Annotated in this window: 13 protein-coding genes; 7 read left to right on the forward strand and 6 right to left on the reverse strand. The window is 59.9% G+C overall.

Annotated elements, in window-relative coordinates; all coding sequences use genetic code 11:
• Nucleotides 1-4: 4 nt before the first annotated feature.
• The 5 genes from ACOI7D_RS07650 to yfaU all read left to right on the forward strand — a co-directional run bounded on the left by ACOI7D_RS07650 (nucleotide 5) and on the right by yfaU (nucleotide 5,555).
• Nucleotides 5-1,201 (forward strand): nicotinamide mononucleotide deamidase-related protein YfaY, encoded by a 1,197-nt coding sequence (locus ACOI7D_RS07650; protein WP_044524253.1) that lies wholly within the window; start codon nucleotides 5-7, stop codon nucleotides 1,199-1,201.
• A 203-nt stretch (nucleotides 1,202-1,404) separates the two neighbouring features.
• The gene (locus tag ACOI7D_RS07655; protein ID WP_023290494.1) at nucleotides 1,405-2,190 is read left to right on the forward strand and encodes an IclR family transcriptional regulator; all 786 of its coding nucleotides are present in this window, start codon (nucleotides 1,405-1,407) and stop codon (nucleotides 2,188-2,190) included.
• Nucleotides 2,191-2,200: 10 nt separating this feature from the next.
• On the forward strand, nucleotides 2,201-3,406 hold the full coding sequence (gene rhmD, locus ACOI7D_RS07660) for an L-rhamnonate dehydratase (RefSeq protein ID WP_017899291.1): 1,206 nt from the start codon (nucleotides 2,201-2,203) through the stop codon (nucleotides 3,404-3,406).
• 41 nt (nucleotides 3,407-3,447) lie between these two features.
• Nucleotides 3,448-4,737: an MFS transporter gene (locus ACOI7D_RS07665; protein WP_032453561.1), complete on the forward strand. Its 1,290-nt coding sequence runs from the start codon at nucleotides 3,448-3,450 to the stop codon at nucleotides 4,735-4,737.
• Nucleotides 4,738-4,751: 14 nt separating this feature from the next.
• Nucleotides 4,752-5,555 carry a 2-keto-3-deoxy-L-rhamnonate aldolase gene (gene yfaU, locus ACOI7D_RS07670; RefSeq protein WP_049013194.1) on the forward strand — a complete coding sequence of 268 codons (804 nt, stop codon included), beginning with the start codon at nucleotides 4,752-4,754 and terminating at the stop codon, nucleotides 5,553-5,555.
• Nucleotides 5,556-5,576: 21 nt separating this feature from the next.
• Here the strand turns inward: yfaU and glpC are convergent, their stop codons facing one another.
• The 3 genes from glpC to glpA are packed head-to-tail and all read right to left on the reverse strand — an operon-like array spanning nucleotide 5,577 to nucleotide 9,623.
• Nucleotides 5,577-6,755 carry an anaerobic glycerol-3-phosphate dehydrogenase subunit GlpC gene (gene glpC, locus ACOI7D_RS07675; RefSeq protein WP_109547092.1) on the reverse strand — a complete coding sequence of 393 codons (1,179 nt, stop codon included), beginning with the start codon at nucleotides 6,753-6,755 and terminating at the stop codon, nucleotides 5,577-5,579.
• Nucleotides 6,752-8,011 (reverse strand): glycerol-3-phosphate dehydrogenase subunit GlpB, encoded by a 1,260-nt coding sequence (glpB, locus tag ACOI7D_RS07680; RefSeq protein ID WP_109547093.1) that lies wholly within the window; start codon nucleotides 8,009-8,011, stop codon nucleotides 6,752-6,754. The genes glpC and glpB overlap by 4 nt, the downstream gene beginning before the upstream one ends.
• Entirely contained in the window at nucleotides 8,001-9,623 is a 1,623-nt protein-coding gene (gene glpA, locus ACOI7D_RS07685) for an anaerobic glycerol-3-phosphate dehydrogenase subunit A (protein WP_109547094.1), read from the reverse strand. Before glpA ends, glpB begins: the two co-directional genes overlap by 11 nt.
• A 272-nt stretch (nucleotides 9,624-9,895) precedes the next feature.
• Here glpA and glpT point away from each other — a divergent pair, with 272 nt between their 5' ends.
• Together glpT and glpQ are read left to right on the forward strand one after the other, a co-directional pair.
• Nucleotides 9,896-11,242: a glycerol-3-phosphate transporter gene (gene glpT, locus ACOI7D_RS07690; protein ID WP_023290488.1), complete on the forward strand. Its 1,347-nt coding sequence runs from the start codon at nucleotides 9,896-9,898 to the stop codon at nucleotides 11,240-11,242.
• 9 nt (nucleotides 11,243-11,251) lie between these two features.
• On the forward strand, nucleotides 11,252-12,322 hold the full coding sequence (gene glpQ, locus ACOI7D_RS07695) for a glycerophosphodiester phosphodiesterase (RefSeq protein WP_109547095.1): 1,071 nt from the start codon (nucleotides 11,252-11,254) through the stop codon (nucleotides 12,320-12,322).
• Nucleotides 12,323-12,393: 71 nt separating this feature from the next.
• Here glpQ and yfaE read toward each other — a convergent pair whose 3' ends face one another.
• From yfaE to nrdA, 3 genes are all read right to left on the reverse strand, one after another.
• On the reverse strand, nucleotides 12,394-12,648 hold the full coding sequence (gene yfaE / locus ACOI7D_RS07700; protein ID WP_004201692.1) for a class I ribonucleotide reductase maintenance protein YfaE: 255 nt from the start codon (nucleotides 12,646-12,648) through the stop codon (nucleotides 12,394-12,396).
• Complete coding sequence (gene nrdB / locus ACOI7D_RS07705; protein WP_004140835.1) at nucleotides 12,648-13,778, reverse strand: class Ia ribonucleoside-diphosphate reductase subunit beta; 1,131 nt, start codon at nucleotides 13,776-13,778, stop codon at nucleotides 12,648-12,650. The genes yfaE and nrdB overlap by 1 nt, the downstream gene beginning before the upstream one ends.
• Before the next feature lie 101 nt (nucleotides 13,779-13,879).
• On the reverse strand, nucleotides 13,880-16,165 hold the full coding sequence (gene nrdA / locus ACOI7D_RS07710) for a class 1a ribonucleoside-diphosphate reductase subunit alpha (RefSeq protein WP_048297918.1): 2,286 nt from the start codon (nucleotides 16,163-16,165) through the stop codon (nucleotides 13,880-13,882).
• Between the last annotated feature and the right edge of the window lie 176 nt (nucleotides 16,166-16,341).

Genomic DNA, 16,341 nt, shown 5'->3' on the forward strand with positions numbered 1-16,341 from the left:
AGCAATGTTGAATGTGGAAATGCTGTCCACTGGCGATGAAGTGTTGCATGGTCAAATCGTTGACACCAATGCAGCATGGCTGGCGGATTTCTTTTTTAATCAGGGTTTACCATTAACGCGCCGTAATACCGTCGGCGACGATCTCGATGCGCTGGTGGCGATTCTGCGCGAACGCAGCGAACAGGCGGATGTGCTGATCGTCAATGGCGGCCTCGGCCCAACCAGCGACGACCTGAGCGCGCTGGCCGCGGCCACCGCGAAAGGCGAAGGGCTTATTTTGCATCCGGAGTGGCTGGAAACCATGACCCGCTTCTTTGCTGAACGCGGGCGGCCGATGGCGGAAAGCAACCGTAAGCAGGCGGAAATCCCCGCCAGCGCCGAGATGATCAATAACCCGGTGGGCACGGCCTGCGGCTTTGCCATCCAGCTCAATCGCTGCCTGATGTTTTTCACCCCCGGCGTTCCCTCTGAATTCAAAGTGATGGTCGAGCAGGAGATTTTACCGCGCCTGCGCCAGCGCTTTACGCTGCCGGAACCGCCGGTATGCCTGCGGCTGACCACTTTTGGCCGCTCGGAAAGCGAGCTGGCGCAAAACCTCAATCCGCTGACGTTACCGCCTGGCGTAGTGATGGGCTACCGCTCGTCGATGCCGATCATTGAGCTGAAGCTGACCGGACCGGCTGAGCAGCGTGACGCCATGCTGGCCCTGTGGCCGGAAGTGCGTAAAGTGGCTGGCGACAGCCTGATTTTCGAAGGCACTGAAGGGTTACCGGCGCAGATTGCACGCTGCCTGCAGGAGCGGCAGCTGAGCCTGACGCTCAGCGAGCAGTTTACCGGCGGTCTGCTGGCGCTCCAGCTGTCCCGCGCCGGCGCGCCGCTGCTGGCCAGCGAAGTGGTCCCGGCGCAGGAGGAGACGCTGGCGCAGGCGGCCCGCTGGGCGGCCGAGCGGCGCATTAACCATTTTGCCGGCCTCGCCCTGGCGGTGAGCGGCCAGGAAAACGATCATCTTAACGTGGCCCTGGCCACCCCCGACGGCACCTTCGCGCTGCGGGTGAAGTTTAGCGTCACCCGCCACAGCCTGGCGGTACGCCAGGAAGTCTGCGCCATGATGGCATTAAACCTGCTGCGTCGCTGGCTGAATGGCCAACCGCTGGCCAGTGAACATGGCTGGATTAACGTGGTGGATTCCCTCTCAATGTAAGTCGTTTCCCGGCGCGCGGGCTTCTCCCGGGCGCCGGTTGTCCAGCCTGTTGTACTCTCCTGAAAAAATTCTGTGCGTTAAGTCGCAATTTTCCGCTGCGAACGGTCCAGCATACGGGAAAGCGATTGCCCCGCGATGTCGCTCACACTTTACCGCCCGGACAACCGCAACACTGATTCCAGTATTCAGGATTGGAGTCCAGTATGTTGGAATCAACGAAAGTCCCGGCGCTGACCCGCGCGATTGAGATCCTCAATTTAATTGGCCGCATCGGACCCTGCAGCGCGGCGACGATAATAGCGGAGCTGGGGATCCCGAAAAGCACGGTTTATCTGCTGCTGGGCGAGCTGAAAAAGCAGCGCTTCATCAGTATGGATAATCAGGATAACTACTGCCTGTGGACCAAACTGGTGGAGCTGGCCGGGCAGGCGCTAAGCAAAATGGACCTGCGCGAGCTGGCGCGGCCGCGCCTGACCCGGCTGATGGATGAGTGCGGCCTGCTCTGCCATCTGGGCATTATCGATCACGGTAACGCCTACTACATTCTGAAAATTGAATCACCCGCCACCATTAGCGTGCGTTCGCACGAAGGAAAGAGCCTGTCGCTTTACCGCTCCGGGATCGGCAAATGTTTGCTGGCCTGGCAGCCCGCCGGGGTTCAGGCATCGATTATCGATGAACTGCAGTGGGAGCGGGCTACGCCAACGACCATCAGCAATGCTCAACAGCTGCGGGAGGAGCTGGGGCGGATCCGCGCCCGGGGTTGGAGCTTTGATAATGGCGAGGACTATCCGGACGTGCGCTGCGTGGCCGCCCCGGTTTTTAACGCCAATAACGACCTGACCGCCGCCATCTCGGTGGTGGGTACCCGTCTGCAAATCAATGAAGACAATCGCGATTACCTTGCCGGTAAGGCGATTGCCTGCGCGAAAGATATTTCACGACTGCTGGGGTGGAAAAGCCCCTTTGAACAACTCGCCTCATCATAAGGAGAACACCATGACCCTACCGAAAATTAAACACGTCCGCGCCTGGTTTACCGGCGGCGCCACCGCAGAGCAGGGCGCCGGCGGCGGCGATTACCACGATCAGGGGGCTAACCACTGGATTGACGATCATATCGCCACCCCGATGAGCAAATACAAACAGTATGAGCAGTCCCGCCAGTCGTTTGGCATCAACGTGCTGGGCACGCTGATTGTGGAAGTTGAAGCCGACAACGGGCAGACCGGCTTTGCCGTGTCGACGGCCGGAGAGATGGGCTGCTTTATCGTGGAAAAACATCTCAACCGCTTTATCGAAGGCAAATGCGTCAGCGATATCAAACTGATCCACGACCAGATGCTCAACGCCACCCTTTACTACGCAGGATCCGGCGGTCTGGTGATGAACACTATCTCCTGTGTCGACCTCGCGCTGTGGGATCTGTTCGGGAAAGTGGTTGGCCTGCCGGTCTACAAACTGCTGGGCGGAGCGGTGCGTGACGAAATCCAGTTCTATGCCACCGGCGCTCGTCCGGATCTGGCGCAGGAGATGGGCTTTATCGGCGGCAAAATGCCCACCCACTGGGGCCCGCACGATGGCGACGCCGGGATCCGCAAAGACGTCGCCATGGTGGCGGACATGCGCGAAAAATGCGGCCCGGATTTCTGGTTAATGCTGGACTGCTGGATGAGCCAGGACGTTAACTATGCCACCAAACTTGCCCATGCCTGCGCCCCTTACAACCTCAAGTGGATCGAGGAGTGCCTGCCGCCGCAGCAGTATGAAGGTTATCGCGAGCTGAAGCGCCAGGCGCCGGCCGGGATGATGGTGACCAGCGGCGAGCACCACGGCACCCTGCAGTCCTTCCGCACCCTGTCGGAGACCGGAATCGATATTATGCAGCCCGACGTCGGCTGGTGCGGCGGCTTAACCACGCTGGTGGAGATAGCGGCTATTGCTAAAGCGCGCGGGCAGCTGGTGGTGCCGCACGGCTCGTCGGTTTACTCACATCATGCGGTGATCACTTTCACCAACACGCCATTCAGCGAGTTTCTGATGACCAGTCCTGACTGCGCCACGCTGCGTCCGCAGTTCGACCCGATCCTGCTCGGCGAGCCGGTGCCGGAGAGGGGGCGGATTCATAAATCGGTACTGGATAAACCCGGCTTTGGCGTCGAGCTCAATCGCGACTGCAACCTGAAACGTCCTTATCAACACTGATCCCCCGGGCCGCCCGGCGGCCCACGCCTGAGGATATTATGATGAGCAACACTCTGCTGGAGAGCGTGGTGAAGAAAAACCGCGCCCGCTTAATCCCCTTTATGCTGGCGCTGTACGTGCTGGCGTTTCTTGACCGTTCGAATATCGGTTTCGCCAAAGAGACCTACCAGCTGGACACTGGCCTCAGCAACGAAGCCTATGCGCTGGGGGCGGGGATTTTCTTTGTGGTCTATGCCTTTCTTGGGGTGCCGGCCAACCTGCTGATGCGCAAATTTGGCGCCAGAAAATGGATCGGCTGCACCACGCTACTGTGGGGCGTGCTGTCGGCGGCGATGGCGTGGGCGGATACGGAAGCGAAATTCCTGCTGGTACGTACCCTGCTGGGCGCGGCGGAGGCGGGCTTCTTCCCCGGAATGATCTACCTCACGTCTCAGTGGTTTCCCCAGCAAAACCGCGCCAGCATTATGGGGCTTTTTTATATGGGGGCGCCGCTGGCGCTGACCCTCGGTTCGCCTTTATCCGGCGCGCTGCTGGAGATGCATGGGTTTATGGGCCATCCCGGCTGGTTCTGGATGTTTGTGATTGAAGGCCTGCTCGCCGTCGCCGCAGGAGCGTTCACCTTCTTCTGGCTGGACGATTCGCCGCAGCATGCCCGCTTCCTGAGCGCGGCGGAGAAACAGGCCCTGATAAGCGAGCTGGCGCGAGAGGAGGAGAAAAAGGTCACCTCGCGTCTGTCCGATGCGCTGCGTAACGGGCGGGTCTGGCAGCTGGCGCTGATCTACATGACCATTCAGGTGGCGGTCTATGGCCTGATTTTCTTCCTGCCCACTCAGGTCGCCGCGCTGTTGGGCACCAAAGTCGGCTTCATTGCCTCGGTGGTGACGGCTATTCCGTGGGTGGCGGCGCTGTTCGGTACCTGGCTTATCCCTCGCTACTCCGATCGTACCGGCGAGCGGCGCAATATTGCCGCGCTGACGCTGCTGGCGGCAGCGGTCGGGATTGCGGTTTCCGGGCTGGTGGCGCCGGTGCTGGCTATCATCGCGCTGTGCGTGGCGGCGGTTGGGGTGATTGCCGTGCAGCCGGTCTTCTGGACGATGCCGACGCAGCTGCTCTCCGGCACGGCGCTGGCCGCCGGGATTGGCTTCGTTAACCTGTTTGGCGCCATCGGCGGCTTTCTGGCGCCGATCGTTCGCGTGCAGGCCGAAACGCTGTTCGCCAGCAGCGCCGCTGGACTGTTAACCCTGGCCGGCGTGGCCATCATCGGGGTGATCATCATCTTCTCATTAAGCCTCACCCGCGCGGTTCCTCAGCGCGGCGGCGTACAGCATTGATTAAAGGAATCGCTATGAACGCACTGTTATCAAACCCCTTCAAACGTGGATTATTACGCGGTGAGACGCAAATAGGCCTGTGGCTGAGCTCGACCTCCTCCTATCTGGCGGAGATTGCCGCCACTTCCGGATATGACTGGCTGCTGATCGACGGCGAGCATGCCCCGAACACTATTCAGGACCTTTATCATCAGCTCCAGGCCATCGCCCCTTACGCCAGTCAGCCGGTGATCCGTCCGGTGGAGGGCAGCCGCAGCCTGATAAAACAGGTGCTGGATATTGGCGCCAGAACGTTGCTGGTGCCGATGGTCGATACCGCCGAGCAGGCGCGGGAAGTCGTCTCGGCAACCCGTTATCCTCCCGTCGGTAGCCGCGGCGTTGGCGCCGGCGTGGCCCGGGCGGCGCGCTGGGGCAGAGTGGAGAATTATATGGCGCAGGCGAATGACGAACTCTGTCTGCTGATTCAGGTGGAGAGCCGAACCGCGCTGGAAAATCTGGACGCTATCCTCGAGGTGGAGGGCATTGACGGGGTGTTTATCGGGCCGGCGGATCTCTCCGCTTCGCTGGGACACCCGGACGATGCTGGCCATCCTGACGTGCAGCGGGTGATTGAGCAGAGCATCCGGCGCATTCGCGCGGCGGGAAAAGCGGCCGGATTTCTGGCGGTCGACCCGGCGATGGCGGAAAAATGTCTCGCCTGGGGGGCCAATTTCGTCGCCGTCGGGGTCGATACCATGCTGTACACCCAGGCGCTGGACCGCCGGCTGGCGATGTTTAAATCCGCCAGCGCTCAGCCGCAGGAGAAAGCGAGCTATTGACGGCGCAGGCTGGCGCCGGACTCAGGCGAGCGCCTGCGCCAGCACCGTCAGCGGATGTTCGCAGCGTTTGCTGGTGGACATTTCTATCTGCCATTTACAGGTCTCGCAGTCGGTGACGACGATGTCGGCGCCGCTCTCCTCAATCTGACGGAACAGGGGGGCGCCGATAGCCTGGGATACCGCGTAATTCTCAGTCTTAAACCCGTAGGTGCCGGCGATGCCGCAGCACTGCGAATCCAGCACTTCCAGCTGCAGGCCAGGGATCAGCCGCAGCAGTTCGAGGGTATACAGCGACCAGCCCATTTTCTCCATATGGCACGGCGTGTGATAGACCACCTTCAGCGGCAGCGGGCGCAGCGGCAGCGTTTTGCCACTATCCAGTTGTTTCCAGATCCAGCGAGTGGCCAGCTCCACCCGGTCGCGGAGATCGCTGTTGTCGATATCAAGGAGGTGCGGGTATTCATCGCGCAGCGTAAAGGTGCAGGTCGAGGAGGTGGCGATGATCGGCAGCGCGTTTTCCCGCATCGCGGCGACGTTGCTCTGCGCCTGCTTACGCGCTTTGTCAAAAAAGCCGTTGGCGATCAGCGGCACGCCGCAGCATTTTTCCCTTGATAACAACTGCACGCCGGTGCCCAGCGCATTGACGACGCGAATCAGATCCTTGCCCAGCTGCGGGTGGTTATAGTTGACGTAGCAACCATGAAAGAAGGCCACCTGCTCAGGGTACTGCGCCTGTCTGGCCGCGAGCTGGCGGTAAGCGCGGCGGAAGGTACCGAAGCCATATTTGGGCAGCGTGCGGCGATGATCGATATTGAGCGCCGCGTCGAGCAGGCGGCGCACCGGTTTTAAGCCGGTGGTGGCGTTTACCAGTGGGGCAAAGGGGGTGGAAAGGGTGCCCATCAGGTCGGTATGGCTGAGAATAGCGTCGCGCAGGGTCGGTTTTTGCTGACCATACTGTGCCCGGGCGCGCTGAATGATATCGCCAATTTTCACATCCGACGGGCAGGCGACCTCACAGCGCTTGCAGTTAATGCAGTACTTGAGCGCCTCATCGTACAGCGCGCCATCCTTCAGGCGCAGGCGTTCGCCGTCCGGCCCCGCCTGTTTCGGCCCGGGATAGCGCGGATTGACCCGGCTGACCGGACAGGTGGTGGTACAGACCGTGCACTTAATGCAGCTTTCAAAACGGGTATCGTTCATGGTCGGCCTCCGGCGAGGGCGTGGATCTGTCTGGCGGCGTGCAGTGCGGTGACGGCGCAGACCCCGCCGCCGCAGCCGAGCTGAATGGCATCGAACCCGCCGAGCAGCGAACCGATGGCGAAAAGATTGCTGAACGGCTGCCCGCCCAGCATGGGGCGCAGCAGGGCATCGGTTTTCACCCCGAAGCGTTGCCACGGCTGGGAGGCAAAGAAGTCGCGCTGGTACCAGTCGTCGCGCGGCAGGGTCTGCTGTAGATCGAGACCGAGAATGGGTTCGCGCACGCTATCCCGCGTGGCGACAAGACCGTTACTGAAAAAGCTGCCGCTGGCCAGCACGGTAAAACGCGGACGCAGCGCAATATCGCCGTGATTTCGCGTCCAGACAGCCTCGACGGCGCCCTGTCGATGGCTGATGTTCACCACTTCATCGCCGGCAAGCCAGGTGCCGCCGCCGCGAATAAACTGCCGCTGCAGCAAACTGTGCAGGCGCATCCCGGGAACCGAAGGCGGCAGCGTCGGCAGCAGACGCAGCGGGCAGGGCAGGCGCGCCTGCAGCCAGTGGTACAGGCGATCGTCGGCGAGGCCAAAGCAGGCGGGCATGATCAGCAGCTCATGCTGTTGCGCCAGCGGCAGCAGCGCCGCATGCAGGGCAGGCCAGTGGTTTTCATCGTCGAGGAGGCGGGCGATATTGGCGGCGCGAAACTCGGTGGGGTTGTCACGTAAAACATCCAGCAGCGGTAACTCGATTTCCGCCGCTACGGCGGTGACGCCGGTTTGCCCGAGCGCGGCGGCGGCGAGATGCGGCTGAAAATCGGCAAAGCCGCTGATCCCCACCAGGCAGACCCCCTGTCGGGGGAGTGGCGCGACAGGAACCTCCTGCGGCGATAGCCACGCCGCGCGCAGCGTCCCCAGCGGCGTTACCCGCCGGTGCGGGCGGTGCGCGTCGCCCTGCATCACCGCGCCGCAGGCGGCCAGCAAAGCTTCAGTCTGTTTTGCGTATTCGAGCACCGCCCCGGCGCCGAGCCGGGAATAAGGGTGCTCAGGAAGCAGTTCAGCGAGCTGCTGCAGACCTTGCGTGAGGTCAGTGACGTTATCGCCGTTCGGCAGCGCCGAGAGCAGATCTAACGACGCGGAGGAAAAATGCAGTGCGCTTTGCCCGCGGCTGATGATAACGCTGCGCAGGCCGGACTGATTCAGCGTCAGACCGCACAGCAGGCCGGCCAGTCCGCCGCCGATAATCGCGCAGTCAAATTTCATCCTGATGCTCCTGTGGTAGTCCGCACAGGCCGAGGTAGACCCAGCGGGTGAATTCGCTTTCGCGCAGCGCGTCGCCCCAGGCGATGGGCTGCACGCCCTTCCAGCGCTCATTGAGAAACGCCGACAGCTGGGTCAACGACTGCGCGGGGGTGGTGACGTTAAAGCGCTGCAGCAGACCGGCGGCGCGGCAGGCGCAGAGTTCCCCCTGGCAGGTCCCCATGCCAATCCGGGTACGGCGGCGCAGGTCGAGCAGGGTGTGGACCGCCAGATTTTCCACCGCGTATTTCACTTCACCAGCGGTGACGGCTTCGCATTCGCAGACCAGACTACGGTGCTGGCGGCTGTCGCCAAGCCAGGCCGGCGTGCGATCGCCATGGCGGTAGACAGCAGAGCCGCGCAGCGGGCCCGGCAGGGAGATAATTTTTCGCAGGGTGCTTTCCGTCGGCTCCTGCGACCCGGGCAGCGGGCTCTCGGCCGTGGAACAGGGGGTGGTGTTGCCCAGTTTACGACAGACGGCGTCGGTGGCCCACTCGGCCATCAGGCGATAGGTCATCAGCTTGCCGCCGGTGATGGTAATGAAGCCTTCCATGCCGTCGCGCTGAGCATGGTCGAGCAGGACGATGCCGCGGCTGACGCTGCGTCCGCTGGGATCGTTGTCGCTGGCCACCAGCGGGCGCACGCCGGAGTAGGCGCGGAGGATCCGGGTGCGGCCCATGACCGGCGCCAGCTTTTCACCTTCGCGCAGCAGGGTTTCGACTTCCGCGGTCGTTACCCGGTTGTCGTCAATTTCGTCATAAGGAATATGCATCGAGGTGGTACCGATCAGCGAGATGGTATCCCCGGGCACCAGAATATCGGCATCGGCCGGCTTACGGCAGCGGTTGATCACCAGGTTGTTAATCCGGTGGTCAAGGATCAACAGCGATCCCTTCGCCGGAAACATGGTGATGCGCAGGTCGGCATATTCCGCAATGCGCTGCCCCCAGATCCCGGCGGCATTGACCACTACCCCGGCGTACAGGGCGCGGGTCTGGTGAAGCTGACGATCGTATACCTGGACGCCACAGACGCGGTCGCCCTGGCGCAGCAGGCCAGTCACTTCGCAGCCGGTGAGGATCTGCGCGCCGTGTTCGCGGGCGTCGAGCATATTGGCCGCGGTGAGGCGAAACGGGTCAATGGTGCCATCCGGGACCTGCACCGCCCCCAGCAGCGTCGGGTTGACGGCGGGCTCGCGGCGCAGCGCCTCCTGCGCAGAAAGCGGCGTGGCCTCTATGCCAGCCTGCTGGCAGGCGGCGATAAAGGTCTGCTGCCAGGCCAGATCGTCTTCAGGCAGAGTAATGAACAGACCGCCGGCCGGTTCGATACAGTGACGGGAGATGCGGCGCAGGATGCGGTTCTCACTGATGCATTCGCGGGCGGATTCGTTGTCGGTCACCGCATAGCGGGCGCCGCTGTGCAACAGCCCATGATTACGGCCGGTGGCCCCGGTGGCGATATCATGGCGCTCAATGAGCACTGTACGTAATCCGCGTCGGGCGCAGTCGCGGGCGATGCCGGCGCCGGTTGCTCCGCCGCCGATGATGATGACCTCGCTATCAAGACGTCCCGTCATCTTCAGCTCCTCTGCTTTCGTTTACCGCCATTTAGCCACAATCAATAAGGTTATTGTTTGATTTCGAGCATATTCGCGCGTTATTTGAGCGCATTATGTGATTTTGTGCTCACATTGGAACCTTTTGTCATATTTCTGTAACAAATTGTGCGATGTTTCACAGTATCAGCTCTACGTATTGCCTACCATCGCGGCCAGATTCGAAGTTGGTGATTAATCTGGGATTGTTGTCGTGACGTCAGTAAAAAACAGCAAGGGCCACGGAGGCTGATATGTTAAGTATTTTTAAACCCGCCGCGCATAAAGCGCGTTTGCCAGCCGCGGAGATCGACCCGCTCTATCGTCGGTTACGCTGGCAGATTTTTATCGGCATCTTCTTTGGTTATGCCGCTTACTATCTGGTTCGTAAGAACTTTGCCCTGGCGATGCCCTATCTTATCGAGCAAGGTTTCTCCCGCGGCGATCTCGGTTTCGCCCTTTCCGGCATCTCCATTGCCTACGGATTTTCGAAATTCATCATGGGATCGGTCTCTGACCGTTCGAATCCGCGCATTTTCCTGCCGGCGGGGCTGATCCTCGCCGCGCTGGTGATGCTGGTGATGGGCTTCGTACCGTGGGCCACCTCGAGCATCATGATCATGTTCGTACTGCTGTTCCTCTGCGGCTGGTTCCAGGGAATGGGCTGGCCGCCGTGCGGCCGTACCATGGTCCACTGGTGGTCGCAGAAAGAGCGCGGCGGAATTGTTTCAGTGTGGAACTGCGCGCATAACGTCGGCGGGGGGATTCCGCCGCTGCTGTTCCTGTTGGGTATGGCCTGGTTTAACGACTGGCATGCGGCGCTCTATATGCCGGCTTTCGGCGCTATTCTGCTGGCGATTTTCGCCTTCGCGATGATGCGCGATACGCCGCAATCCTGCGGCCTGCCGCCGATCGAAGAGTATAAAAACGACTACCCGGACGATTACAGCGAAGAGCATGAACAAGAGCTGACGGCGAAGCAGATCTTTATGCAGTACATTCTGCCGAACAAGCTGCTGTGGTACATCGCGGTCGCCAACGTCTTCGTTTATCTGCTGCGCTACGGCATTCTCGACTGGTCGCCGACCTACCTGAAAGAGGTGAAGCACTTCGCGCTGGATAAATCCTCCTGGGCCTACTTCCTGTACGAGTACGCGGGGATCCCGGGCACCCTGCTGTGCGGTTGGATGTCGGATAAAGTGTTTAAAGGCAACCGCGGCGCCACCGGCGTGTTCTTTATGACCCTGGTCACCATCGCCACCGTCGTGTACTGGCTGAACCCGCCGGGTAACCCGGGCGTCGATATGGCCTGTATGATTATTATCGGCTTCCTGATCTACGGCCCGGTGATGCTGATTGGCCTGCATGCGCTGGAGCTGGCGCCGAAGAAAGCCGCCGGCACCGCCGCAGGCTTCACCGGCCTGTTCGGTTACCTCGGCGGTTCCGTGGCCGCGAGCGCCATCGTCGGCTACACCGTCGATTTCTTCGGCTGGGACGGCGGCTTTATGGTGATGATCGGCGGCAGCGTGCTGGCGGTTGTCCTGCTGGTTATCGTGATGCTCGGTGAACGCCGCCATCATCAACAGCTGAAGCAAGCCTAAGGAGCGGCGATGAACATGAAACTCACCGCGCTAATGAGCGGCATGATGTTGGCCAGTTCGGCGCTGTGCTTCAGCGCGACAGCGGCGGATAAAATGGTTATCGCCCACCGGGGCGCCAGCGGTTATCTGCCTGAACATACCCTGCCGGCGAAAGCGATGGCTTACGCTCAGGGGGCGGATTACCTTGAGCAAGACCTGGTGATGACCAAAGACGACCGACTGGTGGTGTTGCACGACCACTATCTGGATCGGGTGACCGACGTCGCTCAGCGCTTCCCGCAGCGGGCGCGTCAAGATGGCCGTTTTTACGCCATCGACTTTACCCTGGCCGAGATCAAGTCGCTGACGTTTACCGAAGGCTTTGAGCCGAAAGACGGCAAGAATGTGCAAACCTATCCCGGGCGTTTCCCGATGGGCAAATCCGATTTCCGCATTCATACCTTTGAAGAAGAGATTGAGTTTGTCCAGGGGCTGAATCATTCCACCGGCAAAAACATCGGTATTTACCCGGAAATCAAAGCGCCGTGGTTCCACCATCAGGAAGGCAAAGATATTGCCGCCAGCACGCTGAAAGTGCTGAAAGAATATGGCTACACCAGCAAGCAGGATAAGGTCTATCTGCAGTGCTTTGACGCCAATGAGCTCAAGCGTATTAAGCATGACCTGGAGCCGAAGATGGGCATGGATCTCAAGCTGGTGCAGCTTATCGCCTATACCGACTGGAATGAAACCCAGCAGCGGCAGGCTGACGGCAAGTGGGTGAACTACAACTATGACTGGATGTTCAAGCCGGGGGCCATGGCGCAGATTGCGCAGTACGCCGACGGCATTGGTCCGGATTATCATATGCTGGTGGCGGAAGGCTCAAAGCCGGGGGCGGTGAAGCTGACGGCGATGGTGAAGGAGGCGCACGCCAGCCATCTGCAGGTGCATCCGTATACCGTGCGCGCGGATCAGCTGCCGGAGTACGCCAGCAACGTCAATCAGCTCTATGACCGGCTGTATCGCCAGGCGGACGTCGATGGCTTGTTTACCGATTTCCCGGATAAAGCGGTGCAGTTTCTGGACGCTAAGCAGTAAAAAGCCGGGTTTACCCGGCCTGTGAACGGCAGTTTTGTCGGGCGCATAAGCGTTACGCCGCCCGACAAAAATTACATCTCAATTTCGATATCGCCCTTCGCCCGGCAGCAGCAGGGCAAAATTTCTCCCGGCTGGATAAAGGCCAGCGGCTCGGTCAGCCAGTCAACCTGGCCGGAGACCAGACGAGTGCGGCAGGAGCCGCAATAGCCTGCGCGGCACTGATACTCGACGTCGATATTATGCGATTCAAGAGCAGCCAACAGGGAAGGGTGTTCATCCTGACACTCAAGGCGAGTGTCAGAGATTTTCAAGAAGATCCGCTTCATTACAGCTGGAAGTTGCTCAGGTCGTCGGCATCGACTTCAGAGTCGATCTGGCCGACCAGGTAAGAGCTGACCTCTACTTCCTGCGGCGCCACCTGGACGTTGTCGGAGACCAGCCAGGTGTTGATCCACGGGATCGGGTTGGAACGGGTCTGGAACGGCAGATCGAGACCCACCGCCTGCATGCGGATATTGGTGATGTACTCGACGTACTGGCAGAGAATATCTTTGTTCAGGCCAATCATCGAGCCGTCGCGGAACAGGTAGTCCGCCCACTCTTTCTCCTGCTGCGCCGCCAGCACGAACAGGTCATAGCACTCCTGCTTGCACTCTTCGGCGATTTCCGCCATTTCCGGATCGTCGCTGCCGGAGCGCAGCAGGTTCAGCATATGCTGAGTGCCGGTCAGGTGCAGCGCTTCATCGCGGGCGATCAGGCGGATAATTTTGGCGTTGCCTTCCATCAGTTTGCGCTCGGCAAAGGCGAAGGAGCAGGCGAAGCTGACGTAGAAGCGGATCGCTTCCAGGGCGTTGACGCTCATCAGGCACAGATAGAGTTTCTTTTTCAGCTCGCGCAGATTGACGGTCACGGTCTTGCCGTTGACGGTGTGGGTGCCTTCGCCCAGCAGGTGCCAGTAGCTGGTCATCTCGATCAACGAATCGTAATAGTGGGAGATCCCCTCGGCACGCTTCTGGATCTGCTCATTGGTGACGATATCGTCGAACACGGTCGCCGGGTCGTTGACGATGTTGCGGATGATATGGGTGTACGAGCGCGAGTGAATGGTCTCGGAGAAGGCCCAGGTTTCCACCCAGGTCTCCAGCTCCGGGATGGAGATCAGCGGCAGCAGCGCCACGTTCGGGCTGCGGCCCTGGATGGAGTCGAGCAGCGTCTGGTACTTCAGGTTGCTGATGAAAATGTGTTTTTCATGTTCCGGCAGCGCCTGGTAGTCAATGCGATCGCGGGAGACGTCAACCTCTTCCGGGCGCCAGAAGAAGGAGAGCTGTTTTTCAATCAGCTTTTCAAAGATATCGTATTTTTGCTGATCGTAGCGGGCCACGTTAACCGGCTGGCCAAAAAACATTGGCTCAAGCAGCTGATCGTTTTTCGTCTGTGAAAAAGTGGTGTATGCCATTGAAGTGAGTCCTGTTGAACTGTACTGCCCGGCGGCGATGCGTTGGCCGGGCCTACAAAATCGTAGGCCGGGTAAGCGTAGCGCCACCCGGCAAAAATACCTTAGATCTTACAAGCGCCGCTTTCGCAGCCGTCGTCCTGGATGGACGGGGCCAGGTCATCCTGAGCGTCTTCAGCGCCATCACGGGTGTTGTGATAGTACAGCGTTTTGACGCCGAATTTATAGGCGTTGAGCAGGTCTTTCAGCAACTGCTGCATCGGCACTTTTCCGGAAGGGAAGCGCGTCGGATCGTAGTTGGTATTCGCAGAGATCGACTGGTCGATAAACTTCTGCATGATACCCACCAGCTGCAGGTAGCCGTCGTTGTTCGGCATTTCCCACAGCAGTTCGTAGGCGTTCTGCAGGTTTTCGTAGTCAGGCACCACCTGGCGCAGGATCCCATCCTTCGACGCTTTAATACTCACGTGGCCGCGCGGCGGCTCGATGCCGTTGGTGGCGTTGGAGATCTGCGACGAGGTCTCGGACGGCATCAGCGCGGAGAGCGTGGAGTTACGCAGGCCGTGGGTTTTGATGGACGCGCGAAGCGCTTCCCAGTCGTAGTGCAGGGCTTCGCTGACGATGCCGTCCAGGTCTTTTTTATAGGTATCGATCGGCAGGATACCCTGCGCATAGGTGGTTTCGTTGAACCACGGGCAAGCGCCCTGTTCGATAGCCAGTTCGTTGGAGGCCTTCAGCAGGTAGTACTGAATCGCTTCGAACGTTTTGTGGGTCAGGTTGTTGGCGCTGCCGTCGGAGTAGCGTTTGCCATGCTTCGCCAGATAGTAAGCGAAATTGATCACGCCGATGCCCAGCGTACGGCGGCCCATCGCGCCGCGTTTGGCGGCCGGGATGGGGTAATCCTGATAGTCGAGCAGCGCGTCCAGGGCACGCACCGCCAGCACCGCCAGCTCTTCCAGCTCGTCGAGGCTGTCGATAGCCCCGAGGTTGAAGGCCGACAGGGTGCACAGCGCGATTTCGCCGTTTTCGTCGTTGACGTCTTCCAGCGGTTTAGTCGGCAGGGCGATCTCCAGGCACAGGTTAGACTGGCGCACCGGGGCGACCACCGGATCGAACGGGCTGTGGGTGTTGCAGTGGTCGACGTTCTGGATGTAGATGCGGCCGGTGGAGGCGCGCTCCTGCATCATCAGCGAGAACAGCTCAACCGCTTTAATGCGCTGCTTGCGAATGCTGTCGTCCTGCTCGTACTGGGTGTACAGGCGCTCAAATTCGTCCTGATCGGCGAAGAAAGCGTCATACAGGCCCGGGACGTCGGAAGGGCTGAACAGGGTAATGTCGCCGCCCTTCAGCAGACGGGTGTACATCAGCTTGTTGATCTGCACCCCGTAGTCCATGTGACGAACGCGGTTGGCGTCGGTCCCGCGGTTGTTTTTCAGCACCAGCAGGCTTTCCACTTCCAGATGCCACATTGGGTAGAAGAGGGTCGCCGCGCCGCCGCGTACGCCGCCCTGCGAGCAGGACTTCACCGCGGTCTGGAAATGTTTGTAGAACGGAATGCAGCCGGTGTGGAAGGCTTCGCCGCCGCGGATCGGGCTGCCCAGCGCGCGAATGCGGCCGGCGTTGATGCCGATGCCGGCGCGCTGGGAAACGTATTTCACAATCGCGCTGGAGGTAGCGTTGATGGAGTCCAGGCTGTCGCCGCACTCGATCAGCACGCAGGAGCTGAACTGACGGGTTGGGGTACGCACGCCGGACATGATCGGCGTCGGCAGCGAGATTTTAAAGGTCGACACCGCGTCGTAGAAACGCTTGATGTAGTCCAGACGCGTTTCGCGCGGGTAGTTAGAGAACAGGCAGGCAGCCACCAGAATATAGAGGAACTGCGCGCTCTCATAAATTTCGCCGGTGACGCGGTTTTGTACCAGATACTTGCCTTCCAGCTGCTTAACGGCAGCGTAGGAGAAGTTCATGTCGCGCCAGTGGTCGAGGAAACCGTCCATCTGCTGGAACTCTTCTTCCGTGTAGTCTTCCAGCAGATGATGATCGTATTTACCCTTCTCGACCATCTTCACCACGTGATCGTAAAGCGCCGGCGGCTCAAACTGGCCGAAGGCTTTTTTACGCAAATGGAAAATCGCCAGACGCGCGGCGAGGTACTGGTAATCCGGCGCCTCGCGGGAGATCAGATCCGCAGCGGCTTTGATAATGGTTTCGTGGATGTCCGCGGTTTTAATGCCGTCATAGAACTGGATATGCGAGCGCAACTCTACCTGGGAAATCGAAACGTTATTCAGTCCTTCTGCCGCCCAATCCAGTACGCGATGGATTTTGTCGAGATTGATGCGCTCGGTGGTTCCGTCGCGCTTTGTCACCAGCAGACTCTGATTCATGTGGATTTTACCTGTCCGTGAAAGAAAATATCCCCCGTTTATCCACAGAAGGCCGTTGTGACTAACTCTGTGGATAAATACTATATGTAGGGGGTTGTCGATAAAAGGAACGCTATATGGTGAGTATTTTAGTAAGGAATCTTTTGAGTACAAGGGTTGATTTTGACGTTAAATTG

Source organism: Klebsiella sp. C360, assembly GCF_048822415.1.
Taxonomy (GTDB): Bacteria; Pseudomonadota; Gammaproteobacteria; order Enterobacterales; family Enterobacteriaceae; genus Klebsiella; species Klebsiella quasipneumoniae.

Coding starts and splice junctions, on each gene's coding strand:
- nrdB (WP_004140835.1), bottom strand. CDS start 13,778: ATGGCATACACCACTTTTTCACAGACGAAAAACGATCAGCTGCTTGAG.
- ACOI7D_RS07650 (WP_044524253.1), top strand. CDS start 5: ATGTTGAATGTGGAAATGCTGTCCACTGGCGATGAAGTGTTGCATGGT.
- glpC (WP_109547092.1), bottom strand. CDS start 6,755: ATGAACGATACCCGTTTTGAAAGCTGCATTAAGTGCACGGTCTGTACC.
- nrdA (WP_048297918.1), bottom strand. CDS start 16,165: ATGAATCAGAGTCTGCTGGTGACAAAGCGCGACGGAACCACCGAGCGC.
- ACOI7D_RS07665 (WP_032453561.1), top strand. CDS start 3,448: ATGAGCAACACTCTGCTGGAGAGCGTGGTGAAGAAAAACCGCGCCCGC.
- glpA (WP_109547094.1), bottom strand. CDS start 9,623: ATGACGGGACGTCTTGATAGCGAGGTCATCATCATCGGCGGCGGAGCA.
- rhmD (WP_017899291.1), top strand. CDS start 2,201: ATGACCCTACCGAAAATTAAACACGTCCGCGCCTGGTTTACCGGCGGC.
- ACOI7D_RS07655 (WP_023290494.1), top strand. CDS start 1,405: ATGTTGGAATCAACGAAAGTCCCGGCGCTGACCCGCGCGATTGAGATC.
- yfaU (WP_049013194.1), top strand. CDS start 4,752: ATGAACGCACTGTTATCAAACCCCTTCAAACGTGGATTATTACGCGGT.
- yfaE (WP_004201692.1), bottom strand. CDS start 12,648: ATGAAGCGGATCTTCTTGAAAATCTCTGACACTCGCCTTGAGTGTCAG.
- glpT (WP_023290488.1), top strand. CDS start 9,896: ATGTTAAGTATTTTTAAACCCGCCGCGCATAAAGCGCGTTTGCCAGCC.
- glpB (WP_109547093.1), bottom strand. CDS start 8,011: ATGAAATTTGACTGCGCGATTATCGGCGGCGGACTGGCCGGCCTGCTG.
- glpQ (WP_109547095.1), top strand. CDS start 11,252: ATGAACATGAAACTCACCGCGCTAATGAGCGGCATGATGTTGGCCAGT.